General features: G+C 69.4%; 14 protein-coding genes. 9 read left to right on the forward strand and 5 right to left on the reverse strand.

Translation table 11 applies throughout. The features are described from left to right. Position 1 precedes the first annotated feature (1 nt). Genes AB0M26_RS14925 through eccCa form a run of 3 tightly spaced genes read right to left on the reverse strand, consistent with a single transcriptional unit; the run spans position 2 to position 4,792 of the window. Entirely contained in the window at positions 2-559 is a 558-nt protein-coding gene (locus AB0M26_RS14925; protein ID WP_365260101.1) for a hypothetical protein, read from the reverse strand. A 58-nt stretch (positions 560-617) separates the two neighbouring features. After that, positions 618-818: a hypothetical protein gene (locus tag AB0M26_RS14930; RefSeq protein ID WP_365260104.1), complete on the reverse strand. Its 201-nt coding sequence runs from the start codon at positions 816-818 to the stop codon at positions 618-620. After that, a complete protein-coding gene (gene eccCa, locus AB0M26_RS14935; RefSeq protein WP_365260107.1) occupies positions 815-4,792 on the reverse strand; it encodes a type VII secretion protein EccCa in 3,978 nt (1,325 codons plus the stop codon). Before eccCa ends, AB0M26_RS14930 begins: the two co-directional genes overlap by 4 nt. 234 nt (positions 4,793-5,026) lie before the next feature. Here eccCa and eccD point away from each other — a divergent pair, with 234 nt between their 5' ends. The 6 genes from eccD (at position 5,027) to AB0M26_RS14965 (ending at position 12,497) form a co-directional block, all read left to right on the forward strand. Further along, positions 5,027-6,550, forward strand: a complete 1,524-nt coding sequence (eccD, locus tag AB0M26_RS14940; RefSeq protein ID WP_365260166.1) for a type VII secretion integral membrane protein EccD — start codon at positions 5,027-5,029, stop codon at positions 6,548-6,550. A gap of 196 nt (positions 6,551-6,746) precedes the next feature. Further along, positions 6,747-7,034 (forward strand): 30S ribosomal protein S15, encoded by a 288-nt coding sequence (rpsO, locus tag AB0M26_RS14945; protein WP_365260110.1) that lies wholly within the window; start codon positions 6,747-6,749, stop codon positions 7,032-7,034. 522 nt (positions 7,035-7,556) lie between these two features. After that, the gene (locus AB0M26_RS14950) at positions 7,557-9,797 is read left to right on the forward strand and encodes a polyribonucleotide nucleotidyltransferase (protein WP_365260113.1); all 2,241 of its coding nucleotides are present in this window, start codon (positions 7,557-7,559) and stop codon (positions 9,795-9,797) included. Then, positions 9,794-11,173: a pitrilysin family protein gene (locus tag AB0M26_RS14955; protein ID WP_365260116.1), complete on the forward strand. Its 1,380-nt coding sequence runs from the start codon at positions 9,794-9,796 to the stop codon at positions 11,171-11,173. Before AB0M26_RS14950 ends, AB0M26_RS14955 begins: the two co-directional genes overlap by 4 nt. Before the next feature lie 92 nt (positions 11,174-11,265). Further along, positions 11,266-12,021: a 4-hydroxy-tetrahydrodipicolinate reductase gene (dapB, locus tag AB0M26_RS14960; protein WP_365260119.1), complete on the forward strand. Its 756-nt coding sequence runs from the start codon at positions 11,266-11,268 to the stop codon at positions 12,019-12,021. A gap of 5 nt (positions 12,022-12,026) precedes the next feature. Then, the gene (locus AB0M26_RS14965; RefSeq protein ID WP_365260122.1) at positions 12,027-12,497 is read left to right on the forward strand and encodes a hypothetical protein; all 471 of its coding nucleotides are present in this window, start codon (positions 12,027-12,029) and stop codon (positions 12,495-12,497) included. A gap of 106 nt (positions 12,498-12,603) precedes the next feature. Here AB0M26_RS14965 and AB0M26_RS14970 read toward each other — a convergent pair whose 3' ends face one another. Continuing rightward, positions 12,604-13,164, reverse strand: coding sequence for a hypothetical protein (locus AB0M26_RS14970; protein ID WP_365260125.1), 561 nt, complete (start codon positions 13,162-13,164; stop codon positions 12,604-12,606). 100 nt (positions 13,165-13,264) lie between these two features. Then, a complete protein-coding gene (locus AB0M26_RS14975; protein ID WP_365260128.1) occupies positions 13,265-13,510 on the reverse strand; it encodes a hypothetical protein in 246 nt (81 codons plus the stop codon). A gap of 178 nt (positions 13,511-13,688) precedes the next feature. On the opposite strand from AB0M26_RS14975, the gene thyX reads away from it, so the two are divergent. The 3 genes from thyX (at position 13,689) to AB0M26_RS14990 (ending at position 17,300) form a co-directional block, all read left to right on the forward strand. Then, positions 13,689-14,429 (forward strand): FAD-dependent thymidylate synthase, encoded by a 741-nt coding sequence (gene thyX / locus AB0M26_RS14980; RefSeq protein WP_365260131.1) that lies wholly within the window; start codon positions 13,689-13,691, stop codon positions 14,427-14,429. 178 nt (positions 14,430-14,607) lie between these two features. Continuing rightward, the gene (dapA, locus tag AB0M26_RS14985; RefSeq protein WP_365260134.1) at positions 14,608-15,507 is read left to right on the forward strand and encodes a 4-hydroxy-tetrahydrodipicolinate synthase; all 900 of its coding nucleotides are present in this window, start codon (positions 14,608-14,610) and stop codon (positions 15,505-15,507) included. A 107-nt stretch (positions 15,508-15,614) separates the two neighbouring features. Continuing rightward, the gene (locus tag AB0M26_RS14990; RefSeq protein ID WP_365260137.1) at positions 15,615-17,300 is read left to right on the forward strand and encodes a ribonuclease J; all 1,686 of its coding nucleotides are present in this window, start codon (positions 15,615-15,617) and stop codon (positions 17,298-17,300) included. Positions 17,301-17,698 lie beyond the last annotated feature (398 nt).

A 17,698-nucleotide genomic window follows, 5' to 3' on the forward strand; every position in this document is an offset into this window, starting at 1 on the left:
ATTACTCGCAAGCGCGGTCTGTCACCTCTGTCTTGAGGCGGTACGAGCGGGTGTCGAGTACCGGATCCGACGGTTCGGCCTGGCCCGCTACTGGGGTTGCCGTGACCGTCAGACACACGTCGGATATCTCGTATCGTTCGACGGCCCCGTCAGCTGATTGGAACGATGCCAGCAGGTCGTCGCCCGGGCCCTTGAGCTCCGCGTTGATGTACTCGCCCCATGAGCCGTCTTCCTCCGGACCAGGAAAGCGATACTTGGCGCCGCTTTCCTCCAAGTCCTCCGCCGCTGACCGCACCTGTTCCAGGATCTCGTCGTGATCCGGTGCGAAGTCGAAGGCTCCAGCCGTCCGGAACAGGTTTACGGACATCACCGCAGCTGCGAGTGCCACGCCCAACAGGAGAACGCGCCGCCCCGTATATGCCGCATCCGAGGGCTCGTTGGCCTCCGGGTTCCGGAATTGCCGGGCCTGGAAGCGCCAGTAGATCTTCCTCTGGTCGGCCAGGCCGAACAGCAGGAAGGCCAGCGCGAAGGCGCCCATGAAGATCGCGAGGCCGATCAAAGCCTCTCCTCCGATTCCGTCAGAGTTCGTCAGAGCTGTGCCGCTGCCTGGAACGACATCACCGCGCCCACCGCCGCCAGCGCAGCCGTCCACAGAAAGGCGAACCGCTGCCCCGGTAGCCCGACTCCGACGGCTCGTGGGCCTCCGGGTGGCGGAAGCGGCGTGCCTGGAAACGCCACCAGAGCTTCTGCTGGTCGGCCAAACCCGCTGCCAGGAAGACGGCCGTCATCACTGTCAGGAACACCCCGAAGACGATCACGGCTGCACCTCCGCCATCAACCCCGTCTGCACAAGCGGATTCCCCCGCCGCCGCGGCGACACGGAGATGCCGCGGCCCGGCGGCATCGGCCGGGGCCGCACGTTGCCCAGGAGGTCACCCTCGGTCGGGTCGCCGGAGAGCAGAACACCCTGCGCGCCGAGTTCCTTCATACGCTGCATGAAGGGCTCGTACGTGGCGCGGCCCGCGCCCGCCGTGTTCCTCGCGATGATGAAGCGCACGCCCACGTCACGCGCGAACGGCAGCGCCTCCGTCAGCTTCGACAAGGGGTTACCGCTCGACGTCGACACAAGGTCGTAGTCGTCGACCACCACGTACACCGTCGGCCCGCGCCACCAGCTCCGCTCCCGCAGCTGCTGGGCCGTCACGTCCGCCGACGGGGTGCGGCGCTGCATCAGGTCCACCAGCGCGTCGACGTGGTGCTCCATTGCGTTGGACATGGGCACGTACTCCGCGAGGTGCGAGGCCGGGGTCACGTCCAGCAGGGCCCGCCGGTTGTCGATCACGAACAACTTGCAGGAGTCACCGTCGTACCGCTCCGTGATCTGCTTGATGAGCAGCCGCAGGAGGTTCGACTTGCCCGACTCGCTCTCGCCGAAGACGAGGAAGAAGGGGTCCTGCTCGAAGTCGACGAACACCGGCTCCAGGTTGTTCTCGTCGATGCCGAAGGCTACGCCCTGCCGCGGCTGCGCGTAGCCCGCCGGGAGCTCCGCCACCGACAGTTCGCGCGGCAGCAGGCGTACGGCCGGTGCGCCTGGGGCCTTCCAGTAGCGGGCGACCTCTTGGTTCATGGCGCCCGTCGCCTCCGACATGTCGCTGTCGGAGTTGATGCCGTCGATTCGCGGAACCGCGGCCATGAAGTGCAGCTTCTCGGGGGTCAGGCCGCGGCCCGGGACGCCCGCGGGGACGTTTGCCGCGACCTTGCGGTCCAGCTCGGAGTCCATCGTGTCGCCGAGACGGAGTTCCAGGCGGTTCATCAGGTGGTCCTTGAGGTTGGCCCGGACCTCCATCGAGCGCGAGGCGGTCAGGACGACGTGGATGCCGTAGCCCAGTCCCCGCGTGGCGATGTCGAGTACGAGGTGCTCAAGACCCTCGTACTCGGTACGGAAGTTGCCCCACCCGTCGATGAGCAGGAAGACGTCACCCCACGGCTGCTCCTCGACCGAGATGTCCCCACGGGCGCGCAGCCGCCGGTATGTGCCGATGGAGTCGATTCCCGCACTGCGGAAGTACTCCTCCCGTCGCGCCAGAATCCCGTACACCTCGGCGACCGTACGTCGCACCCGCTCCGGGTCCAGCCTCGACGCGACCCCGCCCACGTGCGGAAGTCCGGCCACCGACGCCATACCTCCGCCACCGAAGTCCATTCCGTAGAACTGCACTTCGTGCGGGGTGTGGGTCAGCGCGAAGGCCGCAATCAGGGTCCGGAGAAGTGTTGACTTGCCCGACTGCGGGCCTCCGATGATCTGCATGTGGCCCGCCGCGCCAGAGAAGTCCCGGTAGAGCGTGTCGCGGCGCTGTTCGTACGGCTTGTCCACGACGCCGAGCGGGACAACCAGCCGGCCCGCGCCCTCGTAGCCCGGCTGCGTCAGACCACGACCATTCACACCGGCCAGCCCGGGGAGCAGCTCATCCAGCGACGGTGGGTTGTCCAGCGGCGGCAGCCACACCTGGTGTGCCGCCACACCACGGCCCTCGAGGCGCCGCACGATGACGTCGAGCACGGTGTCGGCCAGCGCGTCGGTCTCGGGCCTGCGCGCATCCGGAACCGCAACCTGGGTGTCCGGCCTGACGTACTGCACCGGGACCGGCGCCGCCGTGAACGGCACGGGCCGACGGGCCACGGGCAGTGCTCCTCCGGTCGACGCCCCTTGCCGGCTGCCGGTGCGGTGGACCCCGGAGACGTACGCCGCCTTGAACCGGACCATCTCATCCGTGCCGTACTTCAGATAGCCGGAGCCGGGGACGTTCGGCAGCGTGTACGCGTCGGGGACGCCAAGCGCCGCGCGCGACTCGGCGGCGGAGAACGTGCGCAGGCCCACCCGGTAGGACAGGTACGTCTCCAGGCCGCGCAGCCGGCCCTCCTCCAGGCGCTGCGACGCCAGCAGCAGATGCACGCCCAGCGAGCGTCCGATGCGGCCGATCTGGACGAACATCTCGATGAAGTCCGGCTTGGCGGTGAGGAGTTCGCTGAACTCGTCGATGACCAGGACCAGCGAGGGGATCGGCTGCAGGGCGGCACCGGCGGCGCGCGCCTTCTCGTAGTCGTGGATGTTCGCGTAGTTGCCGGCGTCGCGCAGCATCTCCTGGCGGCGGTTGAGCTCACCGCGGATTGAGTCGCCCATGCGATCGACCAGCGTCAGGTCGTCCGCGAGGTTGGTGATCACGGCGGCGACATGCGGCATCCGGGACATGCCCGCGAAGGTGGCGCCGCCCTTGAAGTCCGCGAGGACGAAGTTCAGGGTCTCGGAGGAGTGGGTGACGGCCAAGCCCAGTACGAGCGTACGCAGCAGCTCCGACTTGCCCGAACCGGTGGCGCCCACGCACAGGCCGTGCGGGCCCATGCCCTCCTGCGCCGCCTCCTTCAGGTCCAGCATGACCGGCGTGCCGTCCTCACCGACGCCGATCGGGACGCGCAGCCGCTCCGCCTGGGAACGCGGCCGCCAGGTGCGGCTCACGTCGACGGAAGCGGCGTCGCCGAGGTTCAGCAGGTCGGTGAACTCAAGGTTGGCGAGCAGCGGTTCGTCGTCGTCGCTGCCCGAAGCCATGTGCAGCGGGGCGAGTTGCCGGGCGAGCGCTTCCGCGGCCTCGTAGCTGAGACGGTCGGGCGTCCCGTCGTACACCAGGCCGTGCCCCGACTCCAGGCGCAGGGTTTCGCGGTCCACGACCACGGAGAGCCCGCCGCGCGCCCCGGTGTTCTCGCCCGTGACGACCTCGATGATCGTCACGCCCTGGAGGCCCTCGGCCGCCGCGAGCGCCGCTGCCGGGGGCATCGCCTCGCTGTCGAGCACGACGACGATGTGCGGCTGGTCCAGCACCGGCAGGCCGCCCGCCTGGAAGCGGGGGCGGCCCTCGAGGCGGCCGGCGAGCAGCTCCTCCAGCTCGCGCACGTCGCCGGTGATGAGCCGGCGGCTGCCCGCGCCGTCGGGCTCTCCGGAGGCCTGCACGTGGGGGAGCCATTTGACCCATTCCCAGTGCGAAGCCGCCCGTCGCCCTGTGGCGATGGCGATGACGAGGTCGTCGGGGGAATGCAGGGAGGCCAGCGAGCCGACCATGGCGCGGACCGAGGAGCGTACGGATTCCGGCTCGCCACTGACGGTCAAGTGGTAGAAGGCGCGCAGCGAGACGGCCATGGGCAGGCCGTCCAGCGTGCTGTGGGTGTTGAGGAACTGCTGCACCGCGCCCGCGGTGAGCGGCTCCAGCTCATCGACCGGAGCGGTCTCGGGGGCGACCAGCGGGCTGGCGAGCTGCTGACTGCCCAGGCCGATGCGCACCTGCCCGAAGTCGTCGTCGCCGACGCGCCGCTCCCATACACGGCTGCCCTCGGCGACCAGCGCCCACAGTTGCTCGGGGGCGGGGTGCAGATACATCTGGGCGTCCCTCTGCAGGCGCGCGGTCCGCAGGACCGTGCGCCGGGTCTGCGCAAGGTACTTGAGATAGTCGCGCCGCATGTCGGCGAGCTGACCCTGCGTACCGCGCCGGTAGCGTACGAGCATGGCGATGGCCATGGCTACCGTCGACGCGATCATCACCATGCCCATGATCCGCATGACCGGGTTCGGCGTGATGAAGAAGAAGACGACCGAACCGCCCATGCCGAGCATCGGTAGCAATTGCATCAGCGCGCCCTCCTGCTGCCCTCTGGGCAGCTCGGGCGGGGACTGCAACTGCAGGTGCTCACCGGGCACTTCGGGGGGAAGGGCCCGTGGTGGGCGCTTGACAACGATCTGACTCACTGCTCACCAATTCCCTTGCCGGACCGAGTTGTTGCCATCGGCGCCCCCGTGGCGACGGGTTCCCTCCGAGGGTGGTGATCCTACTGACGTACTACGACACCGGCTGGCGATAGGGTGTCGCCGGTTGCGTGCGCACCCGGGAACAGACGTAAGACCAGGGCCATTTCCTGCGCGTGGTACGCGACGCCGCGGTCCGCGATCCAAGAGGTCCACGAGGGGGAGCAGCAGGTGAGTATGACGGCCCAACCGGCGGCTACTGGAGCCGGCGACCCGGGTCCCGGGGCTCCTTCCGCGACGTCCGCGCCGTCCAGCAGTTCGACCGGCTTCTGCCGGGTCACGGTCGTCGCACCCGACGGCCGCGTCGACGTGGCGCTGCCGGACGACATCCCCGTCGCCGACCTCTATCCGGAGATCCTTCGTCTCTCCGGGCAGAGTCCCGAGGCTGGCGCACCGGTCGGGTACCACCTGGTGCGCAGGGACGGCACCGTGCTCGACAGCGCGGGCTCCCTCGCCGCCCAGCGCATCCTCGATGGCGAGCTACTGTCCTTGCGCCCCTTCGCCGAGTCGCTGCCCCCGGCGGTCTTCGACGACGTATCGGACGCGGTGGCCTCCGCCGTGACCCGGGACCGCACTCTGTGGAGCGAGAGCCTGATGCGTAGGGCCGGGCTCTTCGGCGGGTCCGTCCTGTTGGTGCTCCTCGCCTTCGTGCTGTGGACCGCGGCGCCCGGACACGACATGCATGGCCTGCCGGGAATCCTGGCCGCCGTCGCCGGCGTGCTCCTGCTCGCGCTCGCCGGCGTGCGCTCGCGGGTGTACGACGACCGGGGCTCGGCCGTCGCCTTCGGCATCGGAGCGCTCGGGAACGCCGCCGTGGCGGGGTCCGGGCTGCTCGCCCCAGCTGCCGGTCAGGGCATTGGCAGGCTGCAATTCCTGACCGCCTGCGCCGCCGTGCTCGTCGCCTCGGTGATTCTGGTGATCGTCACCCCCAGCGGTGACGGCCCCTTCGTCGCGTTCGTCTTCGCCTCCACCATCGGCCTGCTGATCACCTTCGTCGCGATCCTCACCGACATGACCCCGGTCGAGTCCGCCGCGGCCTGCGCTCCGTTCGCCGTCTGCGTCCTGGCCTTCCTGCCGGGGCTCTCGACGCGGTTCGCCCGTCTCCCCGTCGGCTTCGAGCCGCCCCGTACCACGGTTGGTGATTACGGCGGCAGCACCGACGCCGCCCCCCAGGGACCGGTCGACGCCCAGCGCATCGCCGCCCGGGCCAGGCGCGGCCACGAACTGTTGGTGGGCCTGGTCGGTGGCTGTGCCCTGGTTTCCGTAGCGGCCGCCGCGGTGCTGGGCTTCTCCGATGACGTGTGGGGACAACTGCTCGCGCTGGCCACCGGCGTCGCCATGCTGATGCGCGCCCACCTGTTTCGCTACACCGCGCAGGTCGGCTGCGCCCTGGCCGCGGGCCTCGGCGCCCTGGTGCTGCTCGGTCTCGGGCTGGCCCTCAACCCGCCGGGGAGCCTGTGGCTGGAGGCCGCGCGCGGGGACAGCACCGGCCTCGACATCCGGGTGATCTGGCTCTCCGCCGCCATCGCCATGGTCGCCGCGCTGATCACCGCCATCGGCCTTATCGTGCCGAGCAAGGGCGTCACGCCCTTCTGGGGCCGCTTCCTGGAGATCGCGGAGGCCTGCGCGCTGCTGACGCTGGTCCCACTCTGCCTGGCCGTCTTCGATGTCTACCACTCGATCCGCGCGATGACGTCCTGACCGGGGCGAGGAACAGAGGCCCTGATCCGGACTGGTACTCTGTGCAACGGCCGTTTGCGTACGCGCCCCCGGTCCCTGCCCTCGCAGTGACTGGTGGCAGCGCCCAGCGAGCCCCGCCTCCCGAGTCACGGAAGCTCCCCTGAGACGAAGACCAGGGGCACTCGGTGGCCAGAAACGAGAACCAGAGGAGTTCCGCGTGTCGCTCGACGCCGTAACGAAGAAGAAGATCATGGCGGAGTACGCCACCAAGGAGGGTGACACCGGCTCCCCCGAGGTGCAGGTCGCGCTGCTGACCCGTCGCATCACCGACCTCACCGAGCACCTCAAGACCCACAAGCACGACCACCACTCCCGCCGTGGTCTGCTGCTGTTGGTCGGCCAGCGCCGCCGACTGCTGCAGTACCTGGCGAAGAAGGACATCACCCGGTTCCGCCGGCTCGTGGAACGCCTCGGCATCCGCCGCGGCGCCGCGGGCGCCCGGTAGGACGCGGTGAAGGGGAGCGGTTCCCGTACGAGGGGGCCGCTCCCTTTGCCATATGCGCGATCCGCGTGCCGCACTCGCGTCACACGGATCCCTGTGCCGAAAGGCGCGACACGTGTCTCCCTCGGACGGGCCCCCCTCCGGGACGGAACCCTCCGACGGAACGCCCGTGGACCGGACCCCGTGGACCGGACCCCAAGGGCAGGAGGCGGTCGCGCACGGCGCACCTGTGAGGGCGCCCCACCGCCCCCGCACACACCAGGCGCTTCAGCCGTCGTGAGGACCGCCGAAGCTTTGTAGTCTGGTCGCACAACGCCATAACGACAACTGGACAACGACGAACGAGGAGGGGCGCCCCACCCGCCGCCGGTCCTCGGTAGTGGCCCCCGGGAGCCCGCAGCGCAGCGCAGTCGGCTGCCGCAGCCCCGGGTGCTTCGATCGAAGACCGGCCCGCACGAGGAGGCGCTCCACCGCCATCGTCCCGCCGCCGCACGGGCGCGGGACGCAGACGAGGAGATATCCCTGGTGGAGAACGAGACCCACTACGCCGAAGCCGTCATCGACAACGGTTCCTTCGGCACCCGCACGATCCGTTTCGAGACGGGCCGTCTGGCCCGCCAGGCCGCCGGCTCCGCCGTGGCCTACCTGGACGACGACACCATGGTGATGTCGGCGACCACAGCATCCAAGAACCCCAAGGACCAGCTCGACTTCTTCCCGCTCACGGTCGACGTCGAGGAGCGGATGTACGCCGCCGGGCGCATCCCCGGCTCCTTCTTCCGCCGTGAGGGCCGCCCCTCCGAGGACGCCGTCCTCACCTGCCGTCTCATCGACCGCCCGCTGCGCCCGTCCTTCAAGAAGGGCCTGCGCAACGAGATCCAGATCGTCGAGACGATCATGGCGCTCAACCCCGACCACCTCTACGACGTGGTCGCGATCAACGCCGCCTCCTGCTCGACGCAGCTGGCAGGCCTGCCCTTCTCCGGCCCGATCGGCGGCACCCGCGTCGCCCTGATCAACGGCCAGTGGGTGGCCTTCCCGACGCACAGCGAGCTCGAGGACGCCGTCTTCGACATGGTCGTCGCCGGCCGCGTCCTCGACGACGGCGACGTCGCGATCATGATGGTCGAGGCCGAGGCCACCAACAAGACGATCCAGCTCGTCAAGGACGGCGCCGAAGCCCCCACCGAGGAGGTCGTCGCCGCCGGTCTCGAAGCCGCGAAGCCGTTCATCAAGACCCTGTGCAAGGCCCAGTCGGACCTCGCCGCCAAGGCCGCCAAGCCGACCGGTGAGTTCCCGATCTTCCTCGACTACCAGGACGACGTCCTGGAGGCACTGACCGAGGCCGTCCGCGACGAGCTGGCCCAGGCGCTGACCATCGCGGGCAAGCAGGAGCGCGAGGCGGAGCTGGACCGCGTCAAGGCCGTGGCCGCCGAGAAGCTGCTCCCGCAGTTCGAGGGCCGCGAGAAGGAGATCTCCGCGGCGTACCGCTCCCTGACCAAGACCCTGGTCCGCGAGCGCGTCATCAAGGACAAGGTCCGCATCGACGGCCGCGGCATTACAGACATCCGTACCCTCGCCGCCGAGGTCGAGGCGATCCCGCGGGTGCACGGCTCGGCGCTGTTCGAGCGCGGCGAGACCCAGATCCTGGGCGTCACCACGCTGAACATGCTGCGCATGGAGCAGCAGCTCGACACGCTCTCGCCCGAGACGCGCAAGCGCTACATGCACAACTACAACTTCCCGCCGTACTCCACCGGTGAGACCGGCCGCGTCGGCTCCCCGAAGCGCCGCGAGATCGGTCACGGCGCTCTCGCCGAGCGCGCCCTGCTGCCGGTGCTGCCGACGCGCGAGGAGTTCCCGTACGCCATCCGCCAGGTCTCCGAGGCGCTGGGCTCCAACGGCTCGACCTCCATGGGGTCGGTCTGCGCCTCGACCATGTCGCTGCTGAACGCCGGTGTGCCGCTCAGGGCCCCGGTCGCCGGTATCGCCATGGGCCTGATCTCCCAGGAGGTCGACGGCGAGACGCACTACGTCACCCTGACCGACATCCTCGGTGCGGAGGACGCCTTCGGCGACATGGACTTCAAGGTCGCCGGCACCAAGGAGTTCGTGACCGCCCTTCAGCTCGACACCAAGCTGGACGGCATTCCGGCCTCCGTCCTCGGCGGTGCCCTCAAGCAGGCCCGCGACGCCCGCCTGCACATCCTCGACGTGATGATGGAGGCCATCGACCGTCCGGACGAGATGTCCCCCAACGCCCCGAGGATCATCACCGTCAAGATCCCGGTGGACAAGATCGGTGAGGTCATCGGCCCCAAGGGCAAGATGATCAACCAGATCCAGGAGGACACCGGCGCCGAGATCACCATCGAGGACGACGGCACCATCTACATCGGTGCCGCCGACGGCCCGGCCGCCGAGGCCGCCCGCGCCACGATCAACGGCATCGCCAACCCCACGATGCCCGAGGTCGGCGAGCGCTACCTGGGCACCGTCGTGAAGACCACCACCTTCGGTGCCTTCGTGTCGCTGATGCCCGGCAAGGACGGCCTGCTGCACATCTCGCAGATCCGCAAGCTCGCCGGCGGCAAGCGCGTGGAGAACGTCGAGGACGTGCTCAAGGTCGGCACCAAGGTCCAGGTCGAGATCGCCGAGATCGACCAGCGCGGCAAGCTCTCCCTCGTCCCCGTCCTCGAGGACGAGGAAGGCGCGGAGGGCAGTGCCGAGGCCAAGCCGCAGTCCAAGGACGACGCCGCCAAGTGACCTCCCGTAGTCACGACACGACGGCCCGCACCTCATCCGAGGGGCGGGCCGTCGCCCGTACCCAAACGCTCCTCAAGGGCGAGAACGGCATCGGTACGGTCCGCAGGACGACCCTCCCCGGCGGCCTGCGGGTCCTGACCGAGACCCTGCCCTCCGTACGGTCCGCAACCTTCGGCATCTGGGCGCACGTCGGTTCACGCGACGAGACCCCGGCGCTCGGCGGGGCCACCCACTACCTCGAGCACCTCCTCTTCAAGGGCACGAAGCGGCGCACCGCCCTGGAGATCTCCGCCGCCGTCGATGCGGTCGGCGGCGAGATGAACGCCTTCACGGCGAAGGAGTACACCTGCTACTACGCGCGGGTGCTCGACGCCGATCTGCCGCTGGCCATCGACGTGGTGTGCGACATGCTGACCGGCTCGCTGATCGAGGCGGCCGACGTCGAGGCCGAGCGCGGCGTGGTCCTCGAAGAGATCGCCATGACCGAGGACGACCCGGGTGACTGCGTGCACGACCTGTTCGCCCGCACCATGTTCGGCGACTCCCCGCTGGGCCGCCCCGTCCTCGGCACCGTCGACACGGTCGGCGGCCTCACCCGCGACAGCATCGCCCGCTTCTACAAGAAGCACTACGACCCCACGCACCTGATCGTCGCGGCCGCCGGCAACATCGACCACGCCACCGTCGTACGGCAGGTGCGTGCCGCTTTCGAACGCGCCGGCGCCCTCAGTCGCGAGGACGGGGTCCCCGTCGGCCCGCGCACCGGCAGCAGGGCGCTCCGCTCGAGCGGCCGCGTCGACGTCCTGGACCGCAGGACCGAGCAGGCGCACATCGTCCTCGGCATGCCCGGCATGCCGCGAACCGACGACCGCCGCTGGGCGATGGGCGTACTCAACACGGCTCTGGGCGGGGGCATGAGTTCCCGCCTCTTCCAGGAGATCCGGGAGAAGCGCGGCCTGGCGTACTCGGTGTACTCCTACACCTCCGGCTTCGCCGACTGCGGGCTCTTCGGCGTCTATGCCGGCTGCCGCCCCAGCCAGGTCGACGACGTCCTGAAGATCTGCCGCGACGAACTGGATCGCGTTGCCGAGCACGGGCTGCCGGACGACGAACTGGAGCGCGCGATCGGGCAGCTCTCCGGCTCCACTGTCCTCGGCCTGGAGGACACCGGTGCCCTGATGAACCGCATCGGCAAGAGCGAGCTGTGCTGGGGCGAACAGATGTCGGTCGACGAGATGCTCCGCAGGATCGCGGCGGTCACCCCGGACGACGTACGGGAGGTGGCGCGCGACGTGCTGGGCCGGCGGCCTTCGCTGTCGGTGATCGGTCCCCTGACGGACCGGCAGTCCTCCAGGCTCCACGACGCCGTCGCCTGAGGGCCCCCGCACGCGATCCACCGGAAGAAGCGACGCACCGACCGACGCACGAATCGACGTATGACGCACCGACGCAAGGGATTCGAAGCACGATGAGCAGCAAACTGCGGGTGGCCGTCCTCGGAGCCAAGGGCCGTATCGGCTCCGAGGCCGCACGGTCCGTCGAGGCCGCCGAGGACTTGGAGCTGGTGGCCGCTCTGGACCGGGACGACCGGCTGGATGCGGCGGTCGAGAACGGCGCTCAGGTCGCCGTCGACCTCACCCACCCCGAGGCCGTCATGGGCAACCTCGAATTCTGCGTCCGCAACGGTATCCACGGCGTCGTCGGCACCACCGGCTGGACCGAGGAGCGGTTCGACCGGCTGCGGGGCTGGCTCGCCGCCTCCCCCTCGACCGGCGTGCTCATCGCGCCCAACTTCTCGATCGGCGCGGTGCTCACCATGAGCTTCGCCCGCCAGGCGGCCCGCTTCTTCGAGTCCACCGAGGTCATCGAGCTGCACCACCCGGGCAAGGCCGATGCCCCGTCGGGGACCGCCACCCGCACCGCCCAGCTCATCGCCGAGGCCCGCCGTGGGGCCGGCTGCTCACCGCAGCCGGACGCGACGAGCACGGCGCTGGAGGGGGCGCGGGGCGCGGACGTGGACGGCGTACCGGTCCACTCGGTACGGCTGCGGGGGCTGCTCGCGCACCAGGAGGTGCTCTTCGGCGGCACGGGCGAGACCCTCACCATCCGCCACGACTCGCTGCACCACAGCTCGTTCATGCCGGGCATCCTGGTCGGCATCCGCTGCGTCGTCTCCGCTCCGGGCCTCACGCTCGGCCTGGAGAACTTCCTCGACCTGGGCTGATGGCAGTGTCAGGAGCAGCAGCGCGCGCCCGCGTCACGTACTTCGCCCTCGCGGCGGTCCTGGTCGTCTACTTCGTTCTCGTCGGCAGCCGCGGTGTGCTGCTCATCCGGCAGGGCACCGTGCTGACCGTGGTCTTCGGCGTGTCCGTGCTCGTGCTGCCGGTGATCGGCGCCTGGTTCTTGTGGCAGACGACGCGGTTCGCGCGCGCCGCGAACCGGCTGGCCGCGGAGCTGGAGTCCGAGGGCGGCCTGCCCGTCGACGAACTGGTCCGTACCCCGAGCGGACGGATCGACCGGGACTCCGCGGACGCGGTGTTCGCCCGGCGGAAGGCCGAGGCCGAGAAGGCGCCCGACGACTGGCGGGTGTGGTTCCGCCTGGCGGTCGCCTACCACGACGCCCGGGACACCCCGCGCGCCCGCAAGGCCATGCAGCGTGCCATCGCGCTGCACGACGGGAAGCCGGTCCGCGCCCTCTGACGGCTGGTGCCTCCGGCTGCCATCGGGCGGAGCCCGGCGGCACGATGTGCGGCTTCGGCAGTCGGCGGCACCACCTACCGGACGTACGCACGCCGGGGTACCCCGGTCAGTCCCGGTACTCGACGGCCCAGCCCTCCACGGCGTCCGCCGCCATGTCGAAGGCCTCCGGACGGCCCAGGAAGTCGGCGTTGTGGTCGGTGATCAGCGGGCGCGGCGTGTCCCCGGCGTTCGGCACGGCCACGACCGCCTGGCCCTGCACCGTACGCGGCATGCCCAGCCACTTCACCGGCTGCTGCACGGTCTTCACGGCCGCGACCCGCGCCCACGGCAGCGTCGTCGTCGAGAAGAAACCGATGCGCCGTACGCCCAGCTCGCTCACCCAGGCGCCCACGCGCAGCATCCGCAGGGCACCGGCGATCACGGCCGTGGCCGCCGCCACGCACACGCCCGCGCCGGGCAGAGCACCGGCGAAGGCCACGATCATCGCGGCGAAGAGCATGTACGAGGCGAGCAGCAGCAGGACGGCGGCCGCACCGACCCGCCAGGGTCCCGGGCGGTACGGGCGCCGCCAGCGGTCCTGCACCTCGTGCGGCAGTGCGGCGCCGTCCGCGTGATCGTCGTCGAGCTCATCGAAGGCACGGTCGGCCGTCAGGAAGGGCAGGGGCACGGCTGGTCCTCACTCACATGCACGCCGATGGGGCTGTGCCCGGTGAGGCTACCGAGGCCCGCGGTGCCCGACCACCCCAGGGTGCCGACGGGCACAAGGCTCAGCGCCCGTCCGACGCCTCCGGCTGCGTGTTCCCGCTCGCACCTGGCTGGGCGGGCTGGAGAGCCGGCGTACCGAAGACCAGCGCCCCGACGAGCCCGGCCACGGCCGTCAGCCCGATGAGCGCACGCCCGGCGATGCGGGAGGTACCTGGGCGCTGGCGGGGCGGGGGCGTGACATTGCTGCGGAAGCGCTCGGCCTCGGAGACGAAGGCGAACGGCACGGGCTCTCGCCGGCTGTGGAACATGAAGGGCTCTCCTCCCGGAAGCCTCGAAGTGTTCTGTTGCTTCTACAGACGCCGGAAGTGCCCGCTCGGTGCCCCTTTACAGCGACTTCTTGTGTGACGATCCGGCGACGATCCCGGCTGTCGGTGCCGGGTCGTAAGCTGGGCGCCGCCCGAGCGATGCACATGGAAGGACCCGTCGGTGACCGAGACCCCCGCCGAGAGCGCCAAGCCCAGCTTCCGCAGCGATGTGACCGTCGAGCTGGTCAAGCACAGCGCCTCGGACTCCGACGTGTTGTGGGCGGCCCGGGTCTCCACCGCCGGCGAGCAGTCCCTCGACGAGCTGACGAAGGACCCGGAGCGCTCGAAGGGCCTGATCAACTTTCTGATGCGCGACCGGCACGGCAGCCCGTTCGAGCACAACTCGATGACCTTCTTCATCGGTGCCCCGATCTTCGTCTTCCGGGAGTTCATGCGGCACAGGGTCGGCTGGTCGTACAACGAGGAGTCCGGTCGGTACCGCGAGCTGCAGCCGGTCTTCTATGTGCCGGGCCCCGCCCGCAAGCTCGTCCAGCAGGGCCGCCCCGGCAAGTACGAGTTCGTCGAGGGCACCCCCGAGCAGCAGGAGCTGACCGTCCGCGCGATGGAGGACTCCTACCGGGATGCGTACGAGGCGTACCAGGAGATGCTGGCCGCGGGGGTCGCCCGGGAGGTGGCCCGTTCGGTCCTCCCCGTCGGTCTTTTCTCCTCGATGTATGCGACGTGCAACGCCCGCTCGTTGATGCACTTCCTGGGCTTGCGCACCCAGCACGAGCAGGCGAAGGTGCCGTCCTTCCCGCAGCGCGAGATCGAGATGGTGGGCGAGCGGATGGAGGCGTACTGGGCGCGGCTGATGCCGCTCACCCATGCCGCGTTCAACGCCAACGGCCGCGTCGCTCCGTAGGCCGCGGGCGTCACATCCACCGCTCGAAGTGTCCGTATTGCGACGTTTCGTGATGTTCATCTAGGCTGAAATTACGGACCCGGCACTGCTTGAACCCCCGAGCAGGCAGTGCCGGGATCCGCATCCCGCCTCCCCCCGAGGGAGCACGCGGCGGGCTGCTACGAGTAGCGTGGGAGCCATGGCTCCGACCTCGACACCGCAGACCCCCTTCGGACGGGTCCTGACCGCCATGGTCACGCCGTTCACGAACGACGGCGAACTCGACCTCGACGGCGCGCAGCGGCTCGCCGCCCACCTCGTGAACGCCGGAAATGACGGCATCGTCGTCAACGGCACCACGGGTGAGTCCCCGACCACCAGCGATGCGGAGAAAGCCCGGCTCGTCCGGGCCGTGGTCGAAGCGGTCGGTGATCGCGCCCACGTCGTGGCCGGAGCCGGTACCAACGACACCCGGCACAGCGTCGAGCTGGCCCGCGCGGCCGAGAAGGCCGGCGCGAACGGCCTCCTCGCCGTCACGCCGTACTACAGCAAGCCCCCGCAGGAGGGGCTGTTCCGGCACTTCAGCGCGATCGCGGACGCCACCGAGCTGCCCGTCATGCTCTACGACATCCCGGGCCGCAGCGGTGTACCGATCAACACCGAGACGATCGTCCGACTCGCCGACCACCCGCGGATCGTGGCCAACAAGGACGCCAAGGGCGACCTCGGCCGGGCGAGCTGGGCCATCGCCCGGAGCGGCCTTGCCTGGTACTCCGGCGACGACATGCTGAACCTGCCGCTGCTGTCGGTCGGCGCCATCGGCTACGTCTCCGTCGTCGGCCATGTGGTCACCCCCGAGCTCCGCGCCCTGCTGGACGCTCACCTCAACGGTGACGTCGCCAAGGCGACCGAGATCCACCAACAGCTCCTCCCGGTCTTCACCGGCATGTTCCGCACCCAGGGCGTCATCACGACCAAGGCGGCGCTGGCGCTCCAGGGACTGCCGGGCGGACCGCTGCGGCTGCCGCTCGTGGAGCTGACTCCGGAAGAGACCGAACAGCTCAAGCGCGATCTCGCGGCAGGCGGGGTACAGCTGTAGTCAAAGACTTCACAACTTCATACAGAAGACAACTGCAAGTGCACGAAAGTCACGCGCGCCGCTTGCCTCGCCCCGGGGCAGGTGGCGTGCGTGGTGAGGAGAGTCTTTTGAGTCATCCGCACCCCGAGCTCGGCCCTCCGCCGCAGCTCCCCGACCGAGGTCTGCGCGTCACCCCCCTCGGCGGTCTCGGCGAGATCGGCCGCAACATGACCGTCTTCGAGTACGGCGGGCGGCTGCTGATCGTCGACTGCGGAGTGCTCTTCCCCGAGGAGGAGCAGCCCGGAGTCGATCTGATCCTTCCCGATTTCACCTCCTTCCGGGACCGCCTCGACGACATCGACGGCATCGTGCTCACGCACGGACACGAAGACCACATCGGCGGCGTCCCCTATCTGCTCCGTGAGAAGCAGGACATCCCGCTCATCGGGTCGAAGCTCACGCTCGCGCTGATCGAGGCGAAGCTCCAGGAGCACCGGATCCGCCCGTACACGCTCGAGGTCGCCGAAGGGCACAGTGAGCGCATCGGCCCGTTCGACTGCGAGTTCGTCGCGGTCAACCACTCCATCCCCGACGCCCTGGCGGTCGCGATCCGCACCCCGGCCGGCATGGTCGTGCACACCGGCGACTTCAAGATGGACCAGCTTCCGCTGGACCGCCGCCTCACCGACCTCCCGGCGTTCGCCCGCCTCGGCGAGGAGGGCATCGACCTGCTGCTCTCCGACTCGACCAATGCCGAGGTCCCCGGGTTCGTCCCGCCCGAGCGCGAGATCTCCGACGTCCTGCGCACGGTCTTCGCCGGAGCGCAGAAGCGGATCATCGTCGCCAGCTTCGCCAGCCACGTCCACCGTATTCAGCAGATCCTGGACGCGGCGCACGAGTACGGGCGCCGGGTCGCATTCGTCGGCCGGTCCATGGTCCGCAACATGGGCATCGCCCGGGATCTCGGCTACCTCAGGGTCCCGGCGGGTCTCGTCGTGGACGTCAAGACGCTCGACGACCTGCCGGACCACGAGATCGTGCTGGTCTGCACGGGATCGCAGGGCGAGCCGATGGCCGCCCTCTCCCGGATGGCCAACCGCGACCATCAGATCCGTATCGTCCCCGGCGACACCGTGATCCTCGCGTCGTCGCTAATCCCGGGCAACGAGAACGCGGTGTACCGCGTGATCAACGGCCTTACGCGGTGGGGCGCCAACGTCGTCCACAAGGGCAACGCCAAGGTTCATGTCTCGGGCCATGCCTCGGCGGGCGAGCTCCTGTACTTCTACAACATCTGCAAGCCGCGCAACTTGATGCCGGTGCACGGCGAATGGCGCCACCTCCGGGCGAACGCGGAGCTGGCCGCTCTCACGGGAGTGCCGCACGACCGCGTGGTCATCGCCGAGGACGGCGTCGTCGTCGATCTCGTCGACGGAACCGCGAAGATCGTCGGTAAGGTCCAGGCGGGTTACGTGTACGTGGACGGCCTGTCGGTGGGCGACGTTACGGAGACGTCGCTGAAGGACCGCCGCATCCTCGGGGAGGAGGGCTTCGTCTCGGTCTTCGTGGTCGTGGACAGCACGACAGGGAAGATCGTGGGGGGCCCGCACGTTCAGGCGCGCGGCTCCGGCATCGAGGACGCGGCCTTCGGAGAGGTCATTCCGAGGATCGAGGAAGCGCTGTCCTCATCCGCCCAGGACGGGATCGTCGAGCCCCACCAGCTCCAGCAACTGATCCGCCGGACCGTGGGGAAGTGGGTGTCGGACACCTACCGCAGGCGTCCGATGATCCTCCCTGTCGTCGTGGAGGTTTGACGCAGCATCAGGCAAGCGGACGGTCGCACCGGGCTCGATTTGCTTCTCGGTGCGGCCGTCCAGTACGTTGACATCTCCCCCGGAACGAGGAACACCGGTGCCGCTGTGCGCCCGGAGCATTTCTCGGGAGAGGGAAAACCGGCTCGGAGAAATCTGATAAAGTCGGAAACACCGAAGGGAAGCGCCCGGAGAAACCGGTGAAATGGTTTCGAAGGAAGCGTCCGTTCCTTGAGAACTCAACAGCGTGCCAAAAGTCAACGCCAGATATGTTGATACCCCGTTTCCGGGCCATGGTTGTGGTCTGGGGTTGGGTTCCTTTGAAGAAAGACACAGCGAGGATGCTGTGGACCACTGGGTTATTCCTCTGGTGGTTCCGCTCTCGTGGTGTTGCCGGGATA

It is taken from the genome of Streptomyces sp. NPDC051776 (genome assembly GCF_040681345.1).
GTDB lineage: Bacteria > Actinomycetota > Actinomycetes > Streptomycetales > Streptomycetaceae > Streptomyces.

Bases quoted from the DNA above. Each gene is read 5' to 3' on its own strand.
- AB0M26_RS14975 (WP_365260128.1), bottom strand. From the start codon at position 13,510: ATGTTCCACAGCCGGCGAGAGCCCGTGCCGTTCGCCTTCGTCTCCGAG.
- eccD (WP_365260166.1), top strand. From the start codon at position 5,027: ATGACGGCCCAACCGGCGGCTACTGGAGCCGGCGACCCGGGTCCCGGG.
- dapB (WP_365260119.1), top strand. From the start codon at position 11,266: ATGAGCAGCAAACTGCGGGTGGCCGTCCTCGGAGCCAAGGGCCGTATC.
- dapA (WP_365260134.1), top strand. From the start codon at position 14,608: ATGGCTCCGACCTCGACACCGCAGACCCCCTTCGGACGGGTCCTGACC.